This window comes from Pseudomonas sp. YA1, assembly GCF_058680555.1.
Genome location: NZ_JBZWBG010000006.1, coordinates 202,530 through 225,055, shown reverse-complemented (window position 1 = coordinate 225,055; position 22,526 = coordinate 202,530). Strand labels below are relative to the sequence as shown.

18 protein-coding genes are annotated in these 22,526 nt (G+C 69.2%); 12 read left to right on the top strand and 6 right to left on the bottom strand.

The annotated features are described in order from the left end of the window. Positions 1–47: 47 nt before the first annotated feature. Positions 48–257 (bottom strand): hypothetical protein, encoded by a 210-nt coding sequence (locus AC4OR5_RS10575; RefSeq protein ID WP_003088759.1) that lies wholly within the window; start codon positions 255–257, stop codon positions 48–50. A 513-nt stretch (positions 258–770) separates the two neighbouring features. On the opposite strand from AC4OR5_RS10575, the gene AC4OR5_RS10570 reads away from it, so the two are divergent. Beyond that, positions 771–1,673, top strand: a complete 903-nt coding sequence (locus AC4OR5_RS10570) for a LysR family transcriptional regulator (RefSeq protein WP_004349593.1) — start codon at positions 771–773, stop codon at positions 1,671–1,673. Positions 1,674–1,709: 36 nt separating this feature from the next. Here the strand turns inward: AC4OR5_RS10570 and AC4OR5_RS10565 are convergent, their stop codons facing one another. The 5 genes from AC4OR5_RS10565 to kynB form a co-directional block, all read right to left on the bottom strand. Next, positions 1,710–3,614 (bottom strand): 10S-dioxygenase, encoded by a 1,905-nt coding sequence (locus tag AC4OR5_RS10565; protein ID WP_058160404.1) that lies wholly within the window; start codon positions 3,612–3,614, stop codon positions 1,710–1,712. A 39-nt stretch (positions 3,615–3,653) separates the two neighbouring features. After that, on the bottom strand, positions 3,654–5,528 hold the full coding sequence (locus AC4OR5_RS10560; protein ID WP_033960610.1) for a (7S,10S)-hydroperoxide diol synthase: 1,875 nt from the start codon (positions 5,526–5,528) through the stop codon (positions 3,654–3,656). A gap of 285 nt (positions 5,529–5,813) precedes the next feature. Beyond that, positions 5,814–7,220 carry an amino acid permease gene (locus AC4OR5_RS10555; protein WP_003088769.1) on the bottom strand — a complete coding sequence of 469 codons (1,407 nt, stop codon included), beginning with the start codon at positions 7,218–7,220 and terminating at the stop codon, positions 5,814–5,816. 155 nt (positions 7,221–7,375) lie between these two features. Then, positions 7,376–8,626 carry a kynureninase gene (gene kynU, locus AC4OR5_RS10550; RefSeq protein ID WP_003088773.1) on the bottom strand — a complete coding sequence of 417 codons (1,251 nt, stop codon included), beginning with the start codon at positions 8,624–8,626 and terminating at the stop codon, positions 7,376–7,378. A 3-nt stretch (positions 8,627–8,629) separates the two neighbouring features. Continuing rightward, a complete protein-coding gene (gene kynB, locus AC4OR5_RS10545) occupies positions 8,630–9,271 on the bottom strand; it encodes a kynurenine formamidase KynB (RefSeq protein ID WP_058160405.1) in 642 nt (213 codons plus the stop codon). Positions 9,272–9,403: 132 nt separating this feature from the next. Here kynB and kynR point away from each other — a divergent pair, with 132 nt between their 5' ends. From kynR to AC4OR5_RS10490, 11 genes are all read left to right on the top strand, one after another. After that, positions 9,404–9,880 (top strand): kynurenine pathway transcriptional regulator KynR, encoded by a 477-nt coding sequence (gene kynR, locus AC4OR5_RS10540; protein ID WP_003088777.1) that lies wholly within the window; start codon positions 9,404–9,406, stop codon positions 9,878–9,880. A 201-nt stretch (positions 9,881–10,081) separates the two neighbouring features. Next, on the top strand, positions 10,082–11,356 hold the full coding sequence (locus tag AC4OR5_RS10535) for an aromatic ring-hydroxylating oxygenase subunit alpha (protein ID WP_003109665.1): 1,275 nt from the start codon (positions 10,082–10,084) through the stop codon (positions 11,354–11,356). Between the two features lie 87 nt (positions 11,357–11,443). Further along, on the top strand, positions 11,444–13,276 hold the full coding sequence (gene asnB, locus AC4OR5_RS10530) for an asparagine synthase (glutamine-hydrolyzing) (RefSeq protein WP_003105325.1): 1,833 nt from the start codon (positions 11,444–11,446) through the stop codon (positions 13,274–13,276). A gap of 27 nt (positions 13,277–13,303) precedes the next feature. Continuing rightward, positions 13,304–13,813, top strand: a complete 510-nt coding sequence (locus AC4OR5_RS10525; protein WP_003088783.1) for an aromatic-ring-hydroxylating dioxygenase subunit beta — start codon at positions 13,304–13,306, stop codon at positions 13,811–13,813. 10 nt (positions 13,814–13,823) lie between these two features. Beyond that, on the top strand, positions 13,824–14,726 hold the full coding sequence (locus AC4OR5_RS10520) for an alpha/beta fold hydrolase (protein ID WP_003139620.1): 903 nt from the start codon (positions 13,824–13,826) through the stop codon (positions 14,724–14,726). After that, a complete protein-coding gene (locus AC4OR5_RS10515) occupies positions 14,723–15,379 on the top strand; it encodes a hypothetical protein (protein ID WP_023108021.1) in 657 nt (218 codons plus the stop codon). Before AC4OR5_RS10520 ends, AC4OR5_RS10515 begins: the two co-directional genes overlap by 4 nt. Continuing rightward, positions 15,363–16,211, top strand: a complete 849-nt coding sequence (locus AC4OR5_RS10510; protein ID WP_031693974.1) for a class I SAM-dependent methyltransferase — start codon at positions 15,363–15,365, stop codon at positions 16,209–16,211. Before AC4OR5_RS10515 ends, AC4OR5_RS10510 begins: the two co-directional genes overlap by 17 nt. 91 nt (positions 16,212–16,302) lie before the next feature. Further along, positions 16,303–18,954 carry a TonB-dependent receptor gene (locus AC4OR5_RS10505; RefSeq protein ID WP_058160406.1) on the top strand — a complete coding sequence of 884 codons (2,652 nt, stop codon included), beginning with the start codon at positions 16,303–16,305 and terminating at the stop codon, positions 18,952–18,954. Between the two features lie 12 nt (positions 18,955–18,966). After that, on the top strand, positions 18,967–20,046 hold the full coding sequence (locus AC4OR5_RS10500; protein ID WP_058156018.1) for an LLM class flavin-dependent oxidoreductase: 1,080 nt from the start codon (positions 18,967–18,969) through the stop codon (positions 20,044–20,046). After that, positions 20,043–21,323 carry an MFS transporter gene (locus AC4OR5_RS10495; protein ID WP_058160407.1) on the top strand — a complete coding sequence of 427 codons (1,281 nt, stop codon included), beginning with the start codon at positions 20,043–20,045 and terminating at the stop codon, positions 21,321–21,323. Before AC4OR5_RS10500 ends, AC4OR5_RS10495 begins: the two co-directional genes overlap by 4 nt. Beyond that, positions 21,310–22,506: an MFS transporter gene (locus AC4OR5_RS10490; protein ID WP_009315678.1), complete on the top strand. Its 1,197-nt coding sequence runs from the start codon at positions 21,310–21,312 to the stop codon at positions 22,504–22,506. Before AC4OR5_RS10495 ends, AC4OR5_RS10490 begins: the two co-directional genes overlap by 14 nt. Positions 22,507–22,526: the final 20 nt, after the last annotated feature.

The window sequence follows — 22,526 nt, the reverse complement described above, 5'->3', positions numbered from 1 at the left end:
CCCAGCGCACCGCGCAGGCTCGTCCGCTCGTACGGGTCCGGCGCGCTTCAGCGATCCGCCATCAGGACGACGATGGCCTCGGCGACGAAGTCGGCGTTGCGCTCCAGGGTCTGCAGGTGGTTCATGACGACATCGTAGGTTTCGCCGCCTTCATGGCGCTTCGCCCAAATCGCCAGCTCCTCCAGGGCCATGCCGAGGGCACTCTGGTTCTGGTTGAGACGGCATAGCAGGGCGACAGTCAGGTCGTGATCCAGCATGGCGGTACTCCTGATCCTGAAAAACTCAGCGTAGACCCCCTGGCGCTCCGCCGACACGGAAGCGGTTCACGAAAAGACGAAGCGGTTCAGCCGCTGCCGACGAGGTGGCCTGAGTTCGTGGCCGGTGCCCACGGCGCAGCGCTTGCGACGGTCCCTGGCAGCTTCGGACCGACCTGGCAAGGGGACCTATCCGAACGGCGAGGGTGGCCCGCGGCCGTGCCGTGCCGCATGGCCAGTTCCCCATGCCGCCTGGCTATACTGGCGGCGCGGGAACAAGACGCCGTCCACGAAGAGCGTCCCGGACCCGAACGTCGCGCTTCCTGTCATCTCCGCTACCTATCTTTCGTTCTTCTGCCGCGAAACGGCTTTCGGAAGCAGGCTGCCGGCGGTCGTTCGTCGCGCCGTCCCGGGGTTTCCCTGCCCGTGCCGATCCGACCCGTGTTGCCAGCGAGGGGTATGTACGCAATGTCCGTGACCGATGCCAGTTTCCCGATCATCAACTGGTCGAAGGCGATGCCTTCGTTGCGCCAGCTGATGTATTTCGCCTGTGTCGCCGAGTACGGCAGCATCGGCCAGGCCGCCGAGGTGCTGCACGTTTCGCAGCCGTCGCTGTCGCGGCAGATCCAGGCGCTCGAAGTGCACATCGGCGAGGCGCTGTTCGTCCGCGGTCCGGCCGGGGTGAGCCTGACCGAGGTGGGCAGGGTGGTGCATTGCCGCGCGGTGAAGATCATCGCCGAGGCCAAGGCGCTGACCCGCGACATCGGCGACGGCGACGACCGCCAGTTGCACATCGGTTTCAGTCGCTACCTCGATCCCGGCTGGTCCGGCGAGCTGGCCCGGCAACTGAAGGAAGCGCGGGTGTGCAGCGCCGTTTCGCCATCCTGGGCGCCATCGCTGGACCTGCTCAGCCTGGTCCGCGAGTCGTCCCTGGACGCGGCGATCATCGGCGCGCCGCCGAAGGTGGTGCGTGAATACGAGTTGATGGAGATCGGCAGCTACGAGCACGTCATCGCCCTGTCGGAAACCCTGCACCGGCGACTGGCGCCCGACTGGTCGCTGAACGACCTGGTCGGCGAGCCGCTGCTGGTACCGAAGGACTCGCTGTTTCCCGCCTACAGCCAGTTCATGAACGATGCGATGGATGCCGCTGCCTTCGCCCCCCGGCGCAGCGTGCGGCCGAACGACCTGAGCATTCTCCTGGCCCAGGTCGCCAGCGGCGACGGCTTCGCCTTCCTGCCGTTGTCGCTGACCAAGTTCGCCTATCCGGGGGTGGCCTTCACCGCTCTGCCGGCGGCGGTCAACGAAGGCTTCCGCCTGCCGGTGGGGCTGGCGGTGTCGCCGACTTCGCGGCTTCGCGCCAGCGACACCCAGTTCGAATGCTTCGTCGAGACCGCGCGGCGGGTCGCCGCCGGTTGAGGGACGCGGCCGGGAGCGCCGGCCGCGCGAGGGGCTTCAGAGGGTCTTCATGTACTCGACCAGGGCGCGGCGCTGCTGCTCGTTGAACTGCGCGTTGCCGTAGTCGTGGCCGCCATTGGCGTTGCCCGGCTTGCCGCTGTCGAAGAGGAAGCGGTTGGCGCCGCCGGCATCGGTGATGTAGCCGACGTTGACCGGGTCGAACTCGACGCTGCCGGTATAGAAGGTCCGCGGCCGCAGGTCCGGCGGCAGCAGCAGGTCGTAGAGGGTCGCCACCGAGCCGTTGTGCAGGTAGGGCGGGCTGGCCCAGATACCGTTCAGCGGGCGCGCCTTGTAGGCCATCAGGTCGCTGGTCATCGCCAGGCACTGCTCCAGGCGCCGGGCCTTGTCGCTGTCGGCCGCGACGTTTTCGGCCAGGAGCAGGGCGCCTGGCGCGTCCGCGGCGGTCGCTTCGACGCTGTCGGCGTCGGGGCTGTCCGGCACCGGACTGATCAGCGGCGGCAACTGCCCGTCGAAGATGCCCAGGGCGGCGGTCTGGAAGGCACCCAGGGCGACGCTCAGGCCGCGCGCGGCCAGGGCCTGGACCACCACTTCCTGGAGCACGTCCACCGCATAGGCCTGCTTGCCGTAGAAACCGCGCTGGCCGGTGCCGACGAAGGACAGGTAGGGCTTGCCGCGCACGTAGCCGGTCTTCAGCTGGGCGATGCTGTTGCAGGCGGTCCACGGGTCGGTGCCGATCGGCGCGACCTCGCCGCGCGCCTGCAGGTGGGTGAGCACGGTCTTCACCGGGGTCCGCAGGTCGTTGCGGTCCAGCGGCGTGTGGCAGCTGGAGCAATGTTGCCGGTACAGCTCGCGGCCCTCGGCGACCCTGGTCGGCTCCGGGGCGCCGAACAGCTGGTTCGGCCAGGCCGGCGGCTTCAGTTGGCCGAGCTGGTCTTCGATGCGGATCAGGTTGTCGACGTTGATGCTCGACGGGTAGCCGATGTGCAGCGCCGACTGGATCGGGCTGAGCACCTTGACGTCGGCGAATACCCCGACCGCCTCGCCGGCGTTGCGCGCCAGGGCGCCGACGTCGAACTTGCGGTTGTCGATGTCGACCACGTTGATGTGGTTCGGGTTGAAGCCGGTCCACTGCACGCGGTCCAGCTGCGGTACGTTCCACAGGAACGGATAGCTCACGGGGGCGTCCTCGGCGCCGTAGATCTGCTGGTCGGCGTGCAGTTCGTAGCCCACCGAGTTGAAGATCGAACCGATGGCGTCCAGGCGGCCCGGGCCGAACTCGGGATCGTGCGGCAGGTTGAAGTGCGAGCCGTCGCGCAGGCGCACGATGGTGGCGTCCAGGGCTGCCTGCAGGCGCGCCTTGTTGGCGTCGTTGTAGCCGCTGACCAGGCCGTCGGCGCCGAGCACCTTGCGGGCGAAGCGCTCGAACTTGGCGGTGTCGGCGCGGGTGCTCTGCAGGGCGCCGAGGATCTCCAGCTGGAAGCCGGCGAGGTCGCCCATGGTCTGCCCGCCGTAGACGGTCAACTGGGTGCCCTGGTAGCTGATGTGCGAGGTGTGGCACATGCTGCAGGTCGGCCCGACCCAGGGTTCCCTGGAGCCCTGCAGGGCCTTCCAGCGCAGCTTGGTGAAGGTCAGGTCGCTGTCGTCGCTGCGGTCGACCGCGTAGCCCTGCACCACCTTCACGCTGGAACCGCCGAGGGTGTGGGGGACATAGCCGTACTGGCGGATCAGCGCGTCGGACATCAGCGGTTCTTCGCTGGCACGCTGCTCCAGCGCCACCAGCCAGGCCAGCGGCAGCATCCGCGAACCCTGGCCGGCTTCCAGCCAGGCGGTCTTCTGGGTCTGGTTCCAGCCCTGGTCGAGGTCGACGCCGCTGTCGTCGGCGAATGCCGGGGCACCGGCGAGGACGGAAAGGATGGCAAGGCTGAGTCGCGATAGGGTCATCGGGCGGTTCTCTCTATTGGGCATGTGGGCGGGGCCGGCTCACAGGGTCTTGAGGTATTCGAGCAGCGCCAGGCGCTGGCTTTCGTCGTACTCGCGGGCGAAGTCGTGGCCGGCGTTGGAGTTGCCTTCCAGGTGGGTGTCGAAGAGGAAGGCGTTGTCCGGGCCGGGCCCGGTGAGGTAGCCGACCCGGCTCGGATCGAACTCGTGGCTGCCGGTGTAGAAGGTGGCCGGCCGTTGCTCCTGGGGCAGCAGCAGGTCGTACAGCGACGGCACCGAACCGTTGTGCAGGTAGGGCGCGGTGGCCCAGATGCCGTTCAGCGGGCGAGCGATGTAGCCGAGGAACGGATGCTCGGTGTTCAGGCAGTAGTCCTTGCGCGCATTCTTGTCGGCGGGGACTTCGCCGGCGGCGAGGCTCGGCGCCTGGCTGCCGGCCGGGTCGCCGCCGGCCAGCAGCAATTGTCCGGCGGGCACCGCTTGCAGGCTGTCGGAGCCGGGCAGAGTCTGCTGCCCGGTGACGATGGCGTGGATGATCTCGGCGATGCCGTCGGCCAACTGGCCTTTCTTGCCGAGCATGATCTGGAACACCTCGGGGACCTGCATGTCGGCGATCTTCGAGGTTCGCCCGACGATGCCGACGCCGCTGGGGGTGCCGAGGGACGGCCGGAACAGGCCGAAGTAGTTGCCGCTGGGGCTGCTGAAGGTGAAGGTGTTGCAGGCCATCCACGGGTCGGTGCCGATCGGCGCGTCGTCGCCATGGGCCTTCAGGCGCACCTGGCGGACCTTGATCGGGGTTTGCAGGTCGTCGCGGCCGATGCTCGCATGGCAGGCCGCGCAGTTCTCCTCGTAGAGGCGCTTGCCCTGGGCCAGCCTGGCGCTGTCCGGGGCGCCGAACAGCTGGCTCGGCCAGGCCGGCGCCTTGAGCTTGTGGATCAGGCCCTCGACACGGGTCAGGTTGTCCACGCGGATGCTCGAGATGTAGCCCTCCAGGCCGGACAGCGGATGGCTGACCACGTCGCCGTAGTCGCCCTGGACCACGCCGATGTCGCCGGCCAGGTAGCCGAGGTCGAAGACCTGGCCGTTGAGGTCGAGGACCTTGACGTTGGGCACGAATCCGCTGGATTGCAGCTTGTCCATCTGCAACGTGTGCCACAGTGCCGGGAAGCTGGTCGGCGCGTCGGTCGGGTTCGCTTGCAGGTGACGGGCGCCAGAGTTGATCGCCGCGCGGTTGAGTGACTGGCCGGTGGCGTCGAGGCGCCCCGGGCCGGGTTGCAGGTCGGTGGCGGACATGCTCAGCAGGGTGTCGATCAGCGCCGCGCGCTTGGCCAGGGCGGCCTTCAGCAGGTCGCGGTTGGCCGGGCTGTCCTCGCTGCCGAGGACGTTGCCGGCGAAGCGCGCGAACTTGTCGCCGTCGTCGCTGGTGCGGCGCAGCGCGGCGAGCACTTCGTCGAAGATCGCCTGGACGTTGGCCAGGGTGGCGCCGGCGTCGACGGTCAGTTCGCTGCCGCGGTAACTGATGTCGGTGGAGTGGCAGCCGGCGCAATTCAGCCCGACCCAGGGTTCGCTGGACGACTGGCGGGCTTTCCAGCGCAGGCGGGTGTCGGAGAACTGGCTGTCGTCCTGCTGGTCGAGGGCGAAGCCGCGCGGCAGGCGCAGCTCGCCGCCTTGCCAGTTGCGCAGGGGAAAGCCGAGGCGCCGGGCGTTGTCTTCGGAGAACAGGCGCTCCTCGCTGTCCGGACGCTCCAGCGCCTGGGCCCAGGCCAGCGGCAGCAGCCGCGAACCGAGCGAGGCGTCGTACCAGGAGGCGCGCTGCTCGGCGTTCCAACCTTGTTCGAGCTGGATTTCGGTGGCGACGGCAGGGTTGCCGGCGGCGGCCAGTGCGGCGGCCAGCAGGACCCGCGAAAAGGTCGGATGCATCGTGTTCCCCTCATGGCTGACGACGTCTGCGTCCCCACAGGGCAGAGCGATGCAGTGCGCTCGATGGCTGGGCGTGCCGCCACTTCGTCCCTGACGGGAGCGCGCCGGCCGCGGCGCGCCGCGGGCCGGAACGTCCGGTTGGGCACTACGCTACGGAGTCGCGGCGGCCGGCGGGTAATGCTTTTTGTGCGACGGAAAAGGTATGGGAAACGGAACCGCCCGGTCCGGAAAGGGCGCGCCGGTCGGGCTTCGCCCTGCGCGCCAGGTTCGCAGGGCGGAGAGCGCCTAGGGCGTTGCCCGTTCTATCGGACAATCCCTGCCGGGCTTGCGGACGAAGACCAGGTAGAGTGCGCTGAGCAGCGCGAGGAACGGCACGCCGAAGACCAGGGTCATGCGGAACGCCTCGGTGAAGAAGGTGGTGACCAGGATCGCCGCCATCAGCGCCAGGCCGAGCAATGTCGACCAGGGCGCCAGGCGCATGCGGAAGGCCAGCGGCGCGCCGCCGTGGCGGGCGCGGTGGCGGCGGAAGCAGAGGTGGGTGAAGAAGATCATCAGCCAGGTAAAGAGGGCGCCGAACATCGACACCGCCATCATCAGGGTGAACGACTGCTCCGGGTAGACCAGGTTGAGCAGGGTCGCCAGGGCGATACCGACGCTCGACAGCAGTAGCGCGTTCAGCGGCACGCCCTGGCGGCTCAGTTCGCCGAGGCCCTTCGGCGCGTGGCCCGCGCGCGACAGGCTGAACATCATCCGGGTGGTGATGTAGAGCTGGCTGTTCATCGCCGACAGCGCGGCCACCAGCACCACGAAGTTCATCACCCCGGTCGCGCCGGGCAGGCCGATCGCCTGCATCACCGTGACGAACGGGCTCTGGCTCTGCCCGGCCTGGTCCCAGGGGACGATGGCGAGCATCAGCGCCAGGGTCAGCAGGTAGAACACCACCAGGCGCACGATGGTCGAGCGGAACGCCGACTTCACCGCCTGTTCCGGATGCTCGGCCTCGGCGGCGGCGACCGCGATCATCTCCACGCTGAGATAGCTGAAGATCGACACCACCACGGCGATCCACATGCCTTTCAGGCCGTGCGGGAAGAAGCCGCCGTGGGCGCTGTAGTTGTGCACGCCGTAGGCCGGGTTGGCGGAGCCGAACACCAGGTAGGCGCCGAGCAGGATGAAGGCGACGATGGCGGCGATCTTCAGTGTCGAGAAGCAGTATTCGAAGTTGCCGAAGGCTTTCACGCTGCTGGCATTCAGGCCGATCAGCAGGGTCGAGAAGGAGATGATCCAGACCCATTCCGGGATACCGGCGAACCAGTACTTCATGTACATGGCCACCGCCGTGACCTCGGTGCCCACCGCCAGGACGATGGCCGCCCAGTAGGCGTAGCGCACCAGGAACCCGGCCAGCGGGCCGACGTAGTGCTCGGCGAAGGCGCCGAACGAGCCGGGGGTGGCATGGGCCACGGTCATTTCCGCCAGGCAGCCCATCAGCAGCAGGGTGATCAGCGCGCCGATGGCGTAGCTGAGCAGGACGCTGGGGCCGGCGAAGCCGATGGCGAAGGCGCTGCCCATGAACAGGCCGGTGCCGATGGCGCCGCCGATGGCGATCATGCTCATCTGCGCGGCCGAGAGCCGCCGTTGCAGGCCCTGCTCGCGGCGCGAGATGGCCTCGAAGCCCTGGGGGTCGTTCATCTGGATGTCCTCTGGAATCTTATTGGGGTTCTTATGAATTGCCGAGGGAACGTCGGTGGCGATGTGCGGGTGCCGGTCGCGGGCTCCTGTGCGCGAGAGCGGTGGGTGTTCGCGGGCCGCCCCGGGAATACCGGCGCGGCCCGCGCGAGCGGGGCTCAGGTCACCTTGTGCCGGACCTGGTAGCGCGGCTCTTTCCAGGCTTCGCTCTGGAGGATTTCCAGCAGGGCCTGCACCGCATCCCAGACCTCGACGAAGCGGGTGTACAGCGGGGTGAAGCCGAAGCGCAGGATGCCCGGCTCGCGGTAGTCGCCGATCACCCCGCGGTCGATCAGGGCCTGGACGATGGCGTAGCCCTGGGCATGCTCGAAGCTGACATGGCTGCCGCGCCGGGCATGCTCGCGCGGGGTCACCAGGGTCAGGCCGAAGCGTTCGCAGCGGCTTTCCACCAATTCGATGAACAGGTCGGCGAGGGCCAGCGATTTGTCGCGCAGGCGCTGCATGTCGGTCCGGGCGAAGATATCCAGGCCGCATTCGACCAGGGCCAGCGAGGTGATCGGCTGGGTGCCGCAGAGGAACCGGGTGATGCCTTCGCCGGGCTGGTAGCGCGGCTCCATGGCGAACTGGCGGGAATGACCGAACCAGCCGGACAGCGGTTGCCAGACACGCTCGCGCAGGCGTGGCGCGACCCACACGTAGGCCGGCGAGCCGGGGCCGCCGTTGAGGTACTTGTAGGTGCAGCCGATGGCGTAGTCGGCCTCGGCCGCGTGCAGGTCCAGCGGCAGCGCGCCGGCCGAGTGGGCCAGGTCCCAGATCGCCAGGGCGCCGTTTTCGTGGACCAGGCGGGTGACCTCGCGCATGTCGTGCAGGTAGCCGGTCTTGTAGTTGACATGGCTGAGCATCACCACCGCGGTATCCGCGTCGATCGCCGCCGGCAGTTGCTCCGGGCCATCCACCAGGCGCAACCGGTAGCCGCGCTGGAGCATGTCGGTAAGGCCCTCGGCGATGTACAGATCAGTGGGGAAGTTGCTCGATTCGGAAACGATCACCTTGCGCCCTGGCGCTTCTTCCTCCTGGATCCGCAGGGCGGCGCTGAGCACCTTGAACAGGTTGATCGAGGTGGTGTCGGTGATCACCACTTCGCCGGCGCGCGCGCCGATCAGGGGCGCCAGCTTGTCGCCGAGGCGCTCCGGCAGGCCGCGCCAGTCGGCGCTGTTCCAGCTGCGGATGAGCCCCTCGCCCCATTCCGCGGCGACCACTTCGGCGGCGCGCTCCACGGCGGCCCGGGGGCGGGCGCCGAGGGAGTTGCCGTCGAGGTAGATCACGCCGTCGGGCAGGGCGAACAGTTGGCGCAGGTCGGCCAGGGGATCGCCGGCGTCGAGCGCCAGGCAGTCGTCACGAGTGGTCATCGGTTACTCCGCGGTAGGCAGGGCGCGCAGCACGGCACGCACCGGGCTGGCATCGAGGTGGGTGAATTTCAGCGGCAGGGCGAGCAGTTCGTAGTCGCCGGCGGGCACGTCGTCGAGAACCACGCCTTCGAGAATCGCCATGCCGTGGCGGCCCACCGCGTGGTGGGTGTCGAGGGTCTTGGAGTGCTGGGGGTCGAGCGACGGGGTGTCGATGCCGACCAGCCTGACGCCGCGCTCGGCGAGGCACTCGATGGTGGCCGGAGCGATAGCGCAGAAGCCTTCCGGCCAGTTCGCCGGGACCCGTTCGAAGGTCCGCAGCAGCACCCGCGAGGGCAGGTCGTCGAGCTGGCCGGCGAGGTGTTCGGGGGTCACCAGCGGGTTAGCGCCGATACAGTGGATCACCCGGCACGGTCCCATGTAGACGTCCAGCGGCACCTGGCCGATGGGCAGGCCGTCGGCGCGGTAGTGCAGGGGGCCGTCGACGTGGGCGCCGGTATGCGGCGAAAGGGTGATCCGGCCGACGTTGACCGGGCACTGCTCGTCCAGCCGCGCCGCCCATTCCTGCTGGAACGGCGTGTCGCCGGGCCAGGTCGGCGTGTTCGGGTCGAGGGCGGGACTGATGTCCCAGTAGCGGAGCGAAGTCATTGTTTTTCTCCGGAAATCCAGCGAATGATAATGAACGAGATTTCGGAGAATTTTCGTGCGAAATGCAAGGTCGCATGGCAATCTATTCGCACAAAATTCGAAGATAGCTATTCATTCTGATAGGAACTGCACATGTCCCTGGACGCCATCGATCTGCGCATTCTCCGTCACCTGCAGCAGGACGGGCGGATGAGCAACCAGGACCTGGCGGAGAAGGTCTCCCTCTCGCCATCCGCCTGCCTGCGCCGGCTGCGCCTGCTGGAAAGCGAGGGGATCATCCGCGGCTACTCGGTGGAACTGGATGCCGAACGACTGGGCGTGGAGCTGGAAGCCATCGTCCATGTGTCACTGCGCCAGGACGTCGAGGGTTGGCACGAGGCGTTCATCGCCAGGGTCCGGGACTGGCCGGAGGTGGTCACCGCCTATGTGGTGACCGGCGCCACCAACTATGTGCTACGGGTCCGGGCGCGCAACCTCAAGCACTACTCGGACTTCATCGTGAACAAGCTGAACCGCGCCGCCGGCGTCACCGACATCCGCTCGGAAATCGTCCTGCAGGAGATCAAGGCCGGTGCCGACCTGCTCGACCTGGTGAACCTGAAGAGTTGAACGGGGCGACCCCTCATAAAAGCATGAGTGCAATGAGAGGGACGAATTTTCAGTCGCCGAGGGAAATAATTATTTTGTCTTTTTTCATGGGGTTACGAGTTATTAGCTAATGAATAAATAGTCTGCCGGAATTGATTTTCCCCGTGCTAGGTTTCCTCCGTCCCCGTTGCCGGGTTGTCAACGTTACACGGAGGTTAGGCGGTGAGTGAATATATCGAGACCGACGACGCAAGTTACTTCCGGGTCAGGCGCCAGGCCTATGTTTCCGCGGAACTGCACCGGCGCGAACTGCACGAGATATTCGACGACAGCTGGCTGTATGCCGCCCACCTCAGCGAGCTGCGCGAGCCCGGCGACTTCATCACCCGCGACGTCGGCGGGCGCAACCTGATCATCCAGCGTCGCGCCGATGGCGAGCCGGCGGTCTACCTGAACGCCTGCGCGCACCGTGGGGCCAAGGTCTGCGCCGAGCGCCAGGGCAACAGCCAGCGTTTCACCTGTCCCTACCATGGCTGGACCTACGACAGCCACGGCAGCCTGATCGGCCTGCCGGACAAGGCCGCCTACCAGCACGCCGGGCAATGCCATCCGGAGCTGTCCCTGACACGGGTGAAACACGCGGTCTACCGCAACTTCCTGTTCATCCACTACGGCGCCCGGCAAGCGTCCCTGGAAACCTACCTGGGCCAGGCGAAGGACTATATCGACCTGATCTGCGACCAGTCCGAGGCGGAACTGGAGATCATCCCCGGCGGCTTCGAGCATTCGATCAAGGCCAACTGGAAGCTGCTCGCGGAAAACGGCGTGGACGCCTACCACCTGCCGTTCGCCCACAAGCGCTACCTGGAATACCTGAATACCCTCGGCACCGATCCGGAGTCGCACAAGCGCCACGGTCGCGGCGAGGCGCTGGGCAACGGCCACGCGCTGATCATCAGCGGCCCGCCGTCCACCGGACGGCCGATCGCCTACTGGAGCCCGTTGTTCCCGGAAGCGCTCAAGCCGTCCATCGCCGCCAAGTTCGAACGCCTGGTGGAACGCTTCGGGCAGGCGCGGGCGGAGGACATCGCCCACACCAACAAAAGCCTGTTCATCTTTCCCAATCTGGTGATCAACGACATCCTCGGCCTGAACATCCGCTCGTTCTTCCCGACCGCCGCCGATGAGGTCAGCGTCACCGTATGGGGCGCCGGCTTCGCCGATGAGACCCGCGAGGAGCGGGCGGCGCGGATCAATGGGCTGATCTCGTTCATCGGCCCGGGCGGTTTCGGCACCCCCGACGACGTCGAGATCCTCGAATCCTGCCAGCGCGCCTACGCCCACGCCGCCCTCGGCTACAGCGATTTCTCCCGCGGCATGGGACCGGCAACCCGCCGCCACGTCGACGAGGAACAGAACCGCGGCTTCTGGCGCGAATGGAGCCGCCGGCTCGGGCAGCAGCCCGCCGCCCTGCGGCGTCTCGCCGTGGCCGTCTGAGCCGTCTTCAACCATCGCTCCCTGCAGATCCCTGCGCGCCGCCCTGGCTACGCGGGGAATAAAGGGTCACTGCAAGGAACGTCATCCATGTGTGGAATCACCGGCTGGACCGACTGGAGCCGCGACCTCGGCGAGCAGCGCAGCATCCTCGAACGCATGACCCGTACCCTGGCCCCGCGCGGGCCGGACGCCGAAGGCCTGTGGCTGTCGCGGCACGCGCTGCTCGGCCATCGGCGCCTGGCGATCATCGACCTGGAGAACGGCGCCCAGCCGATGCTTGCCGAGGCGGGCGGGCGGGTGGCGCTGACCTACAGCGGCGAGGTCTACAACTTCCGCGAGCTGCGCGCCGAGCTGGAGACGCTGGGCCAGGTCTTCCGTACCCGCTCGGACACCGAGGTGGTGCTGCGCGCCTATCTGCAATGGGGCGAGGCTTCCTTCGCCCGGCTCCGCGGCATCTACGGCTTCGCCCTGTGGGACGAGCGCGAGCAGAGCCTGTGGCTGGTGCGCGATCGCTTCGGGGTCAAGCCGCTGTACTACTACCCGACCGCCGGAGGCGTGCTGTTCGCCTCGGAACCCAAGGCGATCTTCGCCAACCCCGAGGCCAACCCGGTGCTCGACGCCAGCGGCATCGCCGAGCTGTTCGCCCTGACCACCGCGCCGACTCCCGGCCACGGCCTGTACAAGGGCCTGCGCCAGGTCCGGCCGGGCCAGGCGCTGCGCTTCGACCGCAATGGTGTGCGCGAGCTGGTCTACTGGGCGCTGCGCGCGGAACGTCACGAAGAGGGCGCCGAGGACAGCGCCGAACGCGCCGGCCAGTTGCTCCGCGAGGCAGTGGCCGAGCAACTGGTGGCTGACGTCCCGCTGGGCAGCCTGCTTTCCGGCGGGCTCGACTCCAGCGCCATCAGCGCCTTCGCGGTGGCCGCGCTGGATGGCGACGCGCGGCGCCTGCCGACCTTCTCCGTGGACTTCCCCGGCGAAGGCCGCGGCTTCGTCCCGACGCCCTGGCAAAGCAGCTGGGACGAACCCTATGCGCAACTGGCGGCGAACTTCCTCGGTACGCCGCACCGCACCGTGCTGGTCGCCCCGGAAGAGGTGCTGGAACAGGACGAGGCGGTGCTCCAGGCCCGCGACCTGCCCGGCTGGGGCGAGCTGGACGCCTCGCTCTACCTGCTGTTCCGCCAGGTCCGCGAGCACACCACGGTGGCACTGTCGGGCGAGTCGGCCGACGAGGTGTTCGGCGGCTACCCGTTCTTCCACGACCCGAGCGCCCTCGCACACGACGGCTTCCCCTGGCTGGCCGGCAAGAGCGGGCCCTGGCAACTGCTGCGGCGGGAGGTCGCCGAACGGGTGGCGGCGCCGGAATACATCCGGGCGCGCTACCGCGAGGCGCTCGCCGAAGTGCCGCGACTGGATGGCGAGGATGCCGCCCAGCGGCGCCAGCGCGAGGTCGCCTACCTGGCGCTGAGCCGCTGGCTGCCGGCGATGCTCGAACGCAAGGACCGGATGAGCATGGCGGTCGGCCTGGAAGTGCGCGTGCCGTTCTGCGACCACCGCCTGGTGGAGTACGTATGGAACCTGCCCTGGGCGCTGAAGAGCGTCGCCGGGGAAAGCAAGAGCCTGCTGCGCCGGGCCCTGCGCGGGCACCTGCCGCAGGCGATCCTGGAGCGGCGCAAGAGCGGTTTCCCGGCCAACCCCGACCCACGTTACCTGGCGCTGCTGCGCGAGCGGGTCGGCCGCCTGCTCGACGACGGCCGCTCGCCGCTGTTCGAACTGGTGGACGCCGGGCGGGTCCGCCAGGCTCTCGAACAGGGCACGCCGCTGCCCAGCCCGCGTGCCTCGGCGAGTCCGACCGCCGGCCTGGCCTACCTGCTGAACCTGGACCGCTGGCTGACCCGCCATGGGGTCGACATCAGCCTCTGAGCGGCACTTTCTTCCCGGAGGATACTCATGAGCCTTGCCTTGTCCCGTCCCGACAGCGACCTGCTGGCGCGGGTCAGCGATTTCCTCGTCGCCGAAGCCGAGCTGCTCGACGACCGCCTGCTGGATACCTGGTTCGCCCTGTTCGAGCGCGCCGCACGCTACCGGGTGCTGCCCTTGCAGGAGCAACTGGCCGGCCAGGCGCCGGAGGACAGCCTGTACATCATCGACGACGACCACGTGCGTCTGCGCGAGCGGGTCGACAGCATCCTCGGCGGGCATACCTGGATGGAGCAGCCGCGCTCGCGCACCCGCCGCCTGGTGGGCAACGTGCGGCTGAAGCGGGTCGAGGGCGAACTGGTCAGCAGCCGCAGCAACTTCGTCGTCCATCAGTTCCGCAACCGCGAGGCCTGGAACTTCGTCGGCGAAGCCAGCCATGTCCTGCGCGACGGTCCGGAGGGCTTGCGCATCGTCTCGCGGGAGATCCGCCTGGACCACGAGACCATCAGCGCCCAGCGGCGCATCAGCATCATCCTGTGAGGCGCCGCCCATGAGCACCGATCCGTTGCTGTCCGGCTTCGACTACCTGACCCTGCACACCTCCGCCGCGCGCCTCCGCGTCGCCGTGAAGGGCAGCGGCCCGCCGCTGCTGCTGTTGCATGGCTATCCGCAGACCCACCTGGCCTGGCACCGCATCGCTCCGCGCCTGGCCGAGGACTACAGCGTGGTCCTCGCCGACCTGCGCGGCTACGGCGAATCGCGGGCGCTGGACGAGGAGGGCGCCGACTATTCCAAGGCCGCGCTGGCCCGCGACCAACTGGAAACGATGGGCCAGCTCGGCTTCGAACGCTTCACGGTGATCGGCCACGATCGCGGCGCGCGGGTCGGCTATCGCCTGGCGCTGGACCATCCGCAGGCGGTCGCGGCCTTCGTCTCGCTGACCGTGGTGCCGATCCTCGACAACTGGGCGGCGGTGAACAAGGCCTTCGCCCTCAACGCCTACCACTGGTTCCTCCTCGCCCAGCCGTACGACCTGCCGGAGCGCCTGATCGGCGCCGATCCGGAGCACTTCCTCGACTACACCCTGCGACGCATGGCCCAGGGCCGCGACATCTACCACCCGCAGGCGCTGGCAAGCTACCGGCGGGCGTTCCGCGACCCCGCCGTGCGCCATGCGATGTGCGAGGACTACCGGGCCGCGGTGGGCGTCGATGCCGACGCCGACCAGGCCGATCGCGACGCCGGCCGGCGCCTGCAATGCCCGGTCCAGGTGCTCTGGCAGGAACGCCCCTACGCCGCCGGGCAGCATCCGCTGGAAATCTGGAAGACCTGGGCCGGGCAGGTCGAGGGCGCCGCCATCGGCGCCAGCCACATGCTCCCAGAAGACGCGCCGGACGCGGTGCTGGAGCACCTGCTGGGGTTTCTCGCCAGCCACCGGGAGGCGCTCCGATGAGCGCCGTCGAACGCGATCCGGCAGCGCAGGCGACGCTCTGGCGACAGCGGGTGTTCGAGGTGCACGCGGCGATGTCCGCCTACCTCGCCGAGCGCCATCGGCGCGAAGACCTGGGGGACTGGGTGGCGACCAGCGCGCGGATATTCGCCGATCTGCCGGCGACCGACGACCTGCGCGCCGAAGCCTGGCAGGCGGTGTTCTTCCGCGCCCAGGCGCTGATCGAACAGTTCATCGTCGCGCGCCCGGCGGATTACCGACTCGACGACTGGGCGCGTGCCACCGCGCGCATCTATCGCGCGCTGGAACCGGCGGGGCGGGGCGATCCGGCCAGCGCCGCCGACCGCCTGGCACGCCAGGCGGCGCTCTACGGTTCGCGTTTCGAGGTGCAGGCCGAGGCTGGCGGGCGCGCGGTATTCCACAACCGTCACTGCGCGATCTGGGACTACCGCGAGCGCGCCCGCGCCCGAGGCGTGCCGATCACCCTGGAGTCGGCCTGCACCTATTGCACCAAGCTGCTGTCGGCGTTCGTCGCCGCCAGCGATTGCCGCGCCGACTGGCGGCTCTACGAAGAGCCGCAAGGCCACGGCTGCGTATGGACCATCACGGCGGACAGCCTCAACCAAGGAGCAGGCGTACATGAACGCGATCATTGAACAGGCGCGCAGCCTGGACGGCTACCAGGATTCCAGCGAACTGCTGCAACGTCGCGACCAGGACTGGGTGCTCGACCGCGCCGGCATCGAGCCGCGCAGCCTGCTCGATCTCGGCTGCGGCATCGGCTCGCTGCTGCTCGGCGCCGCCCGGCGCTGGCCCGACCTGCAACGGTTGTGGGGCATCGAACGTTCGCCGCTGCGCCTGGAGCAGGCGCGCGCGCAGTTGCGCGGGGCTGGCGTCGAGGCGCGTCTGCTGGAGGGCGACCTGCTCGACCTGCCGCCGCTGGCGGAACGCTTCGAGCTGATCAGCATGACCGCCGTGCTGCACTGGCTGTATCCCGACGAAGAGCGGCTGTTCCGGTGGGCCGCGCGGCACCTCGAGGCGCAGGGGGTATTCCTGTTCACCTCGCACCATCCGTTCGCCGAGGATGGCCTCGGCGGCGAGGACGACCTGGTCGCCCAGGCCCTGGTCGAAATGGGCCTGGCCGCGCCGGAGCGGGTGGCGGCGCTCTACGCGGAAGCCGGGCTGCTGCCGATGGGCACCCGCACCCGTGGCCGGGAGGCGTTGCGCGAACGCGTCGAACGGCACTTCCGGGTCGACTCCATCGTCTCCCGCCCGGCGGCCCTGCGCGTCGCCGACTCCGCCGAGTACCAGCGTTTCCACGCCGCCACCTTCGGCACCTATTTCGCACCGCTGGTGCCGGCGACGCGCCTGGAGGAATTCTTCGTCCGCCTCGGGCGGATCGCCGAGCGGCGCATGCAGGCCGACGGGCAGGTCAGCGAAATCCCGGTCAGCGTCTGGCGCTGCCGGGCGCGGGAGGGCGAGGCATAACCTTATGCGCAATCGGTCTGCCGCGCGGCTGAAAATCGGTACGGGCAATTGCACTCGATGGCATCCGCAACCGATCAAGGATGAACCGACCATGCCCAACCCGCGTTCGCCGCGTCTTCGACTCGTCCCCGTGCTCTGCGCGGTCGGCCTGGCCTGCCTCGGCCAGCCCGGCGAGTCGGCGGCAGAGGAGGTCCGCGCCACCAGCCGCGCCGAGATCCAGCGCTTCGACATCCCGGCCGGCGAACTGGCCCAGGTACTGCTGAGCATCGTCCGCCAGAGTCGCACCCCGATCGCCTTCGACCAGCACCTGGTGGAGGGCCTGCCGGCACCGGCGATCCAGGGCTCCTACAGCGTCGAGCAGGCGTTGCAGCGGGCCTTGCGGGGCAGCGGCCTGGAATACAGCCGCAGCGCCGCCGGGGTGCTCAGCCTGCGGCGCGCCACGGCGCCGGATGCCGCGCTGCCGGCGGCGAAGCCCGCCGCGACCCTGGCCACGGTGGTGGTCACCGGCACCCGCAAGGCCGATGTCAAGGCCGGCGAGAGCCTGGCACCGATCGACGTGGTCAGCGCCGAGCAATTGCGCGACAGCGGCAGCGGCGACCTGCGCGACGCCCTGGTGCGCCTGCTGCCCTCGCTGTCGCGCCAGGCCCAGGCCTACAACGCTTCGGCGCTGACCAACGCGCAGTCGCTGCGCGGCCTGAGTCCCAACCACGTGCTGGTGCTGGTGAACGGCAAGCGCCGCCACGAGACCGCCAATATCAATGTCAGCGGCGGGCTGCAGAGCGGCTCCACCGGGGTCGACCTGGATACCATCCCGCTCGCCGCCATCGAGCGCATCGAGGTGCTGCGCGACGGCGCCTCGGCGCAGTACGGCTCGGACGCCATCGCCGGGGTGATCAACGTCATCCTCAAGTCGGCCGACCACGGCGGCCGGCTCGCCTACGACAACGGTCGCTACGGCGATGGCGACGGTCTTACCCAGAATGGCGGGGTGAATGGCGGCCTGCGTTTCGGCGAGAGCGGTTTCCTCAACCTCAGCGCGCAGTTCCGCGAGCAGGCGCGGACCATCCGCGCCGGCATCGACCAGCGCACCGGGCGCTACGGCAACCCGTCCATCGGCGACCCTTCGCTGCACCGCCAGGCGCTGGCCTACAACGCCGGCGTGGCGCTGGACGACAACGTCGAGCTGTACAGCTTCGCCACCTATACCCATCGCTCGGTGTCCTCGGCGCAGATCTACCAGTTGCCGTCCCTGGCGCCGCGGCTCTATCCGAACGGCTTCACCCCGCGCATCACCAGCGACGAGGACGACTATTCGCTGACCCTCGGCGCCCGTGGCGGCGAGCTGTTCGGCGCCTGGGACTGGGACCTCAGCTCGACCTACGGCGCCGACCGCCCGGAGATCGGCATGGACCATTCGATCAACCTCGCCCTCTACGGCGAGACCGGCGATTCGCCGCGCTCCTTCGACCTGGCGCGCTACAAGGCCACCCAGTGGACCAACAATCTCGACCTGCGCCGCGACTTCGACCTCGCCTGGCTGCCGGCGCCGCTGAATTTCTCCTGGGGCCTGGAGCAACGCCGCGAACTCTACGAGGTCGAGGCCGGCGATCCCTGGTCCTACTACAACGGCGGTTCCAAGGCGCTCCCCGGGCAGGTGCCGGCCAGCGCCGGACAGTGGAGCCGCGACGTGTTCGGCGCCTATCTCGACCTGTCCACCGCCCTCGGCGAGGGTTGGCAACTGGAGACGGCGGCGCGCTACGAGCACTACAGCGACTTCGGCAGCACCACCAACGGCAAGCTCGCCAGCCGCTACCGCTTCAGCCCCGAGGTATCGGCGCGGGCCAGTCTCAGCAGCGGCTTCCGCGCGCCGTCGCTGGCCCAGGAGAACTACACCAGCCTGGGCGTCTCGCCGACCATCGCCAGCGGCCTGCTGGCGGTCAACTCGCCGGCGGCCAGGCTGCTCGGCGCCGAGGACCTGGAGCCGGAAAAGTCGATCAGCTACAACCTCGGCCTGGTGCTCGATCCCTTGCCGGACCTGAACCTGGCCATCGACGCCTATCGCATCGAGATCCGCGACCGCATCGTCGACGGTGCCACCTATTCCGGACAGCCGGCGATCGATGCGCTGCGCGCCGGCGGGATCAGCATCCCGGCCGGACTGACCCAGGTCAGCACCCACTACATGACCAACGGCGCCGACACCCGTACCCACGGCCTCGACCTCACCGCCAGCTACCTGACCCGGCTCGGCGAGTGGGGCCGGATCGACTGGCGCCTGGGCGCCAACGTCAATCGCACGAAGCTGGTCAGGAATCATCGCGGGCGCAACGGCCAGCCGCTGCTCAACGACCAGCAGCAGGCCTGGATCACCAGTTCCACGCCGCGCAGCCAGGTCAGCCTGCAGGCCGACTGGAGCTACCGGCGCTGGGGCCTGACCCTGCGCGAAACGCGCTACAGCAAGACGGTTTCCGAACTGGACTACTACACCGGCGAGCATGCCTATTCGACCACGGTCTTCAACCGCTTCGAGAACTCGCCCAAGTACATCACCGACGTCGCCCTGCGCTATGCGGCGAGCCGCAACCTGACCCTGAGCGCCGGGGCCAACAATCTGTTCGACGTGAAGCCCGACAAGCTGCCGGCCGAGAGCGCCTACCTCGGCTTCAACCAGTACGACACCTATGCCTCGCAGATCAGCTTCAACGGCGCCTTCTACTACCTCGGCGCGGCCTACACCTTCTAAGGAGGAGCAACCATGAGCATCGAACTGCGCGGCGGCGTACGCGCCTCCGCGGTCATCGGCGACAGCGCCTTCGCCCGCCAGGCTGCGCGTTTCCTGCCGGACACCCGCAGTCGCGCGGTGAGCGCCTTCGACATCCAGCAGAAGGCCCGCCTGGAAGAGGCGGACGGCCTCGACGGCGCGTTGTTCACCGTCTCCGCCGCCTGGCCCGATCCCTGGTTGGTCGCCGGCTGGGCGCTGGCCGCGGCGCCGCGCCTGCGTGCCACCGTCGCGCACCGACCGGGGAGCGCCCAGCCGACCGTTGCCGCGCGCGCCCTGGCCACCCTCGACGGGCTGTCCAACGGCCGTGCCGGCGTACACCTGGTGATCGGCTCCAGCGACGCCGACGTGCGCCGCGACGGCGATTTCGCCGACAAGGACGAACGCTACCGGCGCGCCGTGGAGTACCTGGAGGTCTTCACCCGCGCCCTGGAAAGCCGCGAACCCTTCGACTACCACGGCGAGTTCTACCGGCTGGAGGACGCCGGCAGCGGCTTCCTGCCGATCCAGCGGCCGCGCCCGCCGCTATCCGTTGGCGGCTCCTCGGCGCAGGCACAACACCTGGCGGTGCGCTTCGCCGACGTCTACGCCGGCCACTTCGCCAGCCCCACGCAGACCGCGGAACTCAAGCGCAGGCTGAACGAGGAGGCGGCGGAGCAGGGCCGGCGGCTGAAGTTCTGGAAGCACTTCCAGGTGATCCTCGGCGACAGTCCGGCGGCGGCCCGGGACATCGCCGAGCACTACCGCCAGGCCGCCTTCGAACTGCTTCTGGCACGGCCCCTCGACGAACTGGCGGCATCGCCGCAGGTCGCCCGCGACGGCGAGCGCGACCGGCTCGCCCGGCTAGCGCCGGAGGCCTTGCGCGAATGGGTGGCGAATACCGTGCAGCGCAGCTTCGCCGGGGTGCTGGTGGGCAGCGTCGGCGAGGTGGCGGAACAGATCCTGGCCTTTCATCGCGCCGGCATCGAGATCGTCCAGCTCGAGGCCACCACCGAGAACGCCGAGGACATCCGCTTGCGCCGCCAACTGATCGAGCGCCTGAGGCGCGACGCATGAGCGGCGTCGCCCGCGAGGCCATGGAGGACATCGCGCCGGCGCCTGGCGTCGGCGAGTTCGGCGTGGCCAGTTGTGGGGTGCTGCTGGCCTCGGTAGTGGGGGTGATCTTCGGCCCCACCGGGCTGGTGATCAGCAGCTTCTCGCTGTTCATCGAGCCGATCGCCGCCGACCTGGACTGGGACCGTGGCCAGTCGGCACTGCCGGTGACCCTGCTGGGCCTGGCGGTAGCCCTGAGCAGCCCGCTGAAGGGCTGGCTGGTGGATCGCTGGGGCGCGCGCGCCCTGGTCCTGCCGCTGACCGCCGCGCTGGCCCTGTGCCTGGCCAGCCTGGCGCTGGCGCGCAGCGGCTGGCAGCTATACCTGCTGTTCGCGCTGCTCGGCCTGCTGACGCCGGGCAACATTCCCTATGCGCGGATTCTCGGCGGCTGGTTCGAGCGTCGTCGCGGCGCGGCCTACGGCATCCTCGGACTCGGCTTCGGCGTCGGCGGGCCGCTGGCGCTGTACCTGGGCAGCGCCTGCATCGACGCCTTCGGCTGGCGTGCCACCTTCCTCGTCTATGGCCTGCTCGAAGGCCTGCTGGCGCTGCCGCTGCTCTACGCGCTGTTCCGCGAGCGGCCCGGCGACCTGCCGCAGGCGCGGCGCCCGCCAGCCGGCGCGCTGCCCGGAGCGACGCCAGGCCAGGCCTGGCGCTCGGCGGACTTCTGGCTGATCGTCGGCAACCTGATCCTCGGCGTGTTCGCCGTCACCGGCGTGATGGTGCATGGCGTGCCGCTGTTGCAGGAGCGCGGCCTGTCGCGGGAGGTCGCCACCGACGTGCTGGCGGCGCTGTGGGTCGGCATGATCGTTTCGCAACCGGCGCTGGGCTACCTGCTGGACCGCTACGACACCCCGCGCATCGCCTTGCCGTTCGCCGTGCTGGCGGCGCTCGGGCTGCTGCTCCTGCTCCTCGGCGGACCGCCGGCGCTGCTCTGGGGCGCGGTATTCCTGATCGGCCTGGGCGCCGGCGGCGAGACCGGCACCACCCAGTACTTCGTCAGCCGCTACTTCGGCCTGCGCCATTTCAGCGTGATCTATGGCTCGATCCAGCCCTTCACCTTCGCCATCGCCATCAGCCTGGGGTCCTGGCTGCTGGGGTACTTCTACGACCGCGCGGGCTCCTACGCGGGCTCGACGCTGGTCCTGCTCGGCGCGTTCGGCGTGGCGGCAGGGCTGCTGGTCATGCTCGGGCGCTATCGCTATGCCATCGACGGGGAGGCACGCAGCCATGGGCGAGACTGAACGGAGCAGGGCGGAGGTGGGCGTCTGGCTGCTGGCCGGGCTGGCCTTCGTGGTCGGCACGGTGGAGTTGGTGGTGGCCGGGGTGCTCGACGAACTGGCCGCCAGTTTCGCCGTCAGCCAGGGCCGGGCCGGGTTGCTGATGAGCCTGTACGCGCTGGTCTATGCGCTGCTCGGCCCGCTGCTGGTCTACCTCAGCGCCGGCATCGAGCGCCGCCGCCTGCTGGCCGGCGCGCTGTTGGCGTTCGTCGGCGCCAACCTGGCCAGCGCCGCCGCGCCGAGCTTCGCCCTGTTGCTGGCGAGCCGGCTGCTGGTGGCGGCCAGTGCCTCGGTCATCGTGGTGGTGGCGATCACCCTGGCGGTGGCCATCGTCGCACCGGAACGGCGCGGCCGGGCGATCGGCCTGGTGTTCGCCGGTATCGTCGCCTCGCTGGTACTGGGCGTACCGCTGGGCACCCTGATCGGCGAGTTCTGGGGTTGGCGCAGCCTGTTCCTGCTGCTCGCCGGGGTCGCGTTGCTCGGCCTGCCGCTGCTCCTGCGCCTGCTGCCGGCCATACCCGGCGCGCCTGGCATCGCCCCGGCGGAGCAACTGCGGGCGCTGGCCCGGGGCCGGGTGCCGTTCGCCCACCTGGCATCGCTGTTGCAGATGACCGGCCAGTTCACCGTCTACACCTACATCGTGCCGTTCCTGGTCGGCAGCATGGCCCTCGACAAACCGACCATCAGCCTGGTCCTGCTGGTCTACGGGGGCGGCGGCATCCTCGGCGCGCTGCTCGGCGGACGTGCCGCCGACCGCTGGCCGGGGCCGGCCACCTTCGTCGCCTTCCTGCTCCTGCACGCACTGGCCCTGGTCCTGCTGCCGTTCGCCACCGGCGGCCTGCCGCTGCTGCTGGGCGCGGTGGTGTTCTGGTGCGTGTTCAACATGGCGCCGGGGCCGGCGATCCAGAAATACCTGGTGGAACTCAGCCCGGACACTGCGGCGATCCAGATCAGCCTCAACACCAGCGCGATCCAGCTCGGCGTGGCCCTGGGCGCCTTCATCGGCGCGATCCTGGTGGACCAGGTGGCGGTGCGCGCGCTCCCCTGGTGGGGCGCCGCGCTGATCCTCGGCGCCGCCGCCTGCGGCTGGCTGTCCGCGCAGCGGCCGGCGGCGGGCACGGCGGACTGCCGGGAGCGCCTCGATTGATTCCCTACCGCGCGCCACGG

Excerpts from the sequence above, each read along its gene's own strand:
- AC4OR5_RS10575 (WP_003088759.1), bottom strand. The coding sequence starts at position 257 with ATGCTGGATCACGACCTGACTGTCGCCCTGCTATGCCGTCTCAACCAG.
- AC4OR5_RS10570 (WP_004349593.1), top strand. The coding sequence starts at position 771 with ATGCCTTCGTTGCGCCAGCTGATGTATTTCGCCTGTGTCGCCGAGTAC.
- AC4OR5_RS10565 (WP_058160404.1), bottom strand. The coding sequence starts at position 3,614 with ATGACCCTATCGCGACTCAGCCTTGCCATCCTTTCCGTCCTCGCCGGT.
- AC4OR5_RS10560 (WP_033960610.1), bottom strand. The coding sequence starts at position 5,528 with ATGCATCCGACCTTTTCGCGGGTCCTGCTGGCCGCCGCACTGGCCGCC.
- AC4OR5_RS10555 (WP_003088769.1), bottom strand. The coding sequence starts at position 7,220 with ATGAACGACCCCCAGGGCTTCGAGGCCATCTCGCGCCGCGAGCAGGGC.
- kynU (WP_003088773.1), bottom strand. The coding sequence starts at position 8,626 with ATGACCACTCGTGACGACTGCCTGGCGCTCGACGCCGGCGATCCCCTG.
- kynB (WP_058160405.1), bottom strand. The coding sequence starts at position 9,271 with ATGACTTCGCTCCGCTACTGGGACATCAGTCCCGCCCTCGACCCGAAC.
- kynR (WP_003088777.1), top strand. The coding sequence starts at position 9,404 with ATGTCCCTGGACGCCATCGATCTGCGCATTCTCCGTCACCTGCAGCAG.
- asnB (WP_003105325.1), top strand. The coding sequence starts at position 11,444 with ATGTGTGGAATCACCGGCTGGACCGACTGGAGCCGCGACCTCGGCGAG.
- AC4OR5_RS10525 (WP_003088783.1), top strand. The coding sequence starts at position 13,304 with ATGAGCCTTGCCTTGTCCCGTCCCGACAGCGACCTGCTGGCGCGGGTC.
- AC4OR5_RS10520 (WP_003139620.1), top strand. The coding sequence starts at position 13,824 with ATGAGCACCGATCCGTTGCTGTCCGGCTTCGACTACCTGACCCTGCAC.
- AC4OR5_RS10515 (WP_023108021.1), top strand. The coding sequence starts at position 14,723 with ATGAGCGCCGTCGAACGCGATCCGGCAGCGCAGGCGACGCTCTGGCGA.
- AC4OR5_RS10510 (WP_031693974.1), top strand. The coding sequence starts at position 15,363 with ATGAACGCGATCATTGAACAGGCGCGCAGCCTGGACGGCTACCAGGAT.
- AC4OR5_RS10505 (WP_058160406.1), top strand. The coding sequence starts at position 16,303 with ATGCCCAACCCGCGTTCGCCGCGTCTTCGACTCGTCCCCGTGCTCTGC.
- AC4OR5_RS10500 (WP_058156018.1), top strand. The coding sequence starts at position 18,967 with ATGAGCATCGAACTGCGCGGCGGCGTACGCGCCTCCGCGGTCATCGGC.
- AC4OR5_RS10495 (WP_058160407.1), top strand. The coding sequence starts at position 20,043 with ATGAGCGGCGTCGCCCGCGAGGCCATGGAGGACATCGCGCCGGCGCCT.
- AC4OR5_RS10490 (WP_009315678.1), top strand. The coding sequence starts at position 21,310 with ATGGGCGAGACTGAACGGAGCAGGGCGGAGGTGGGCGTCTGGCTGCTG.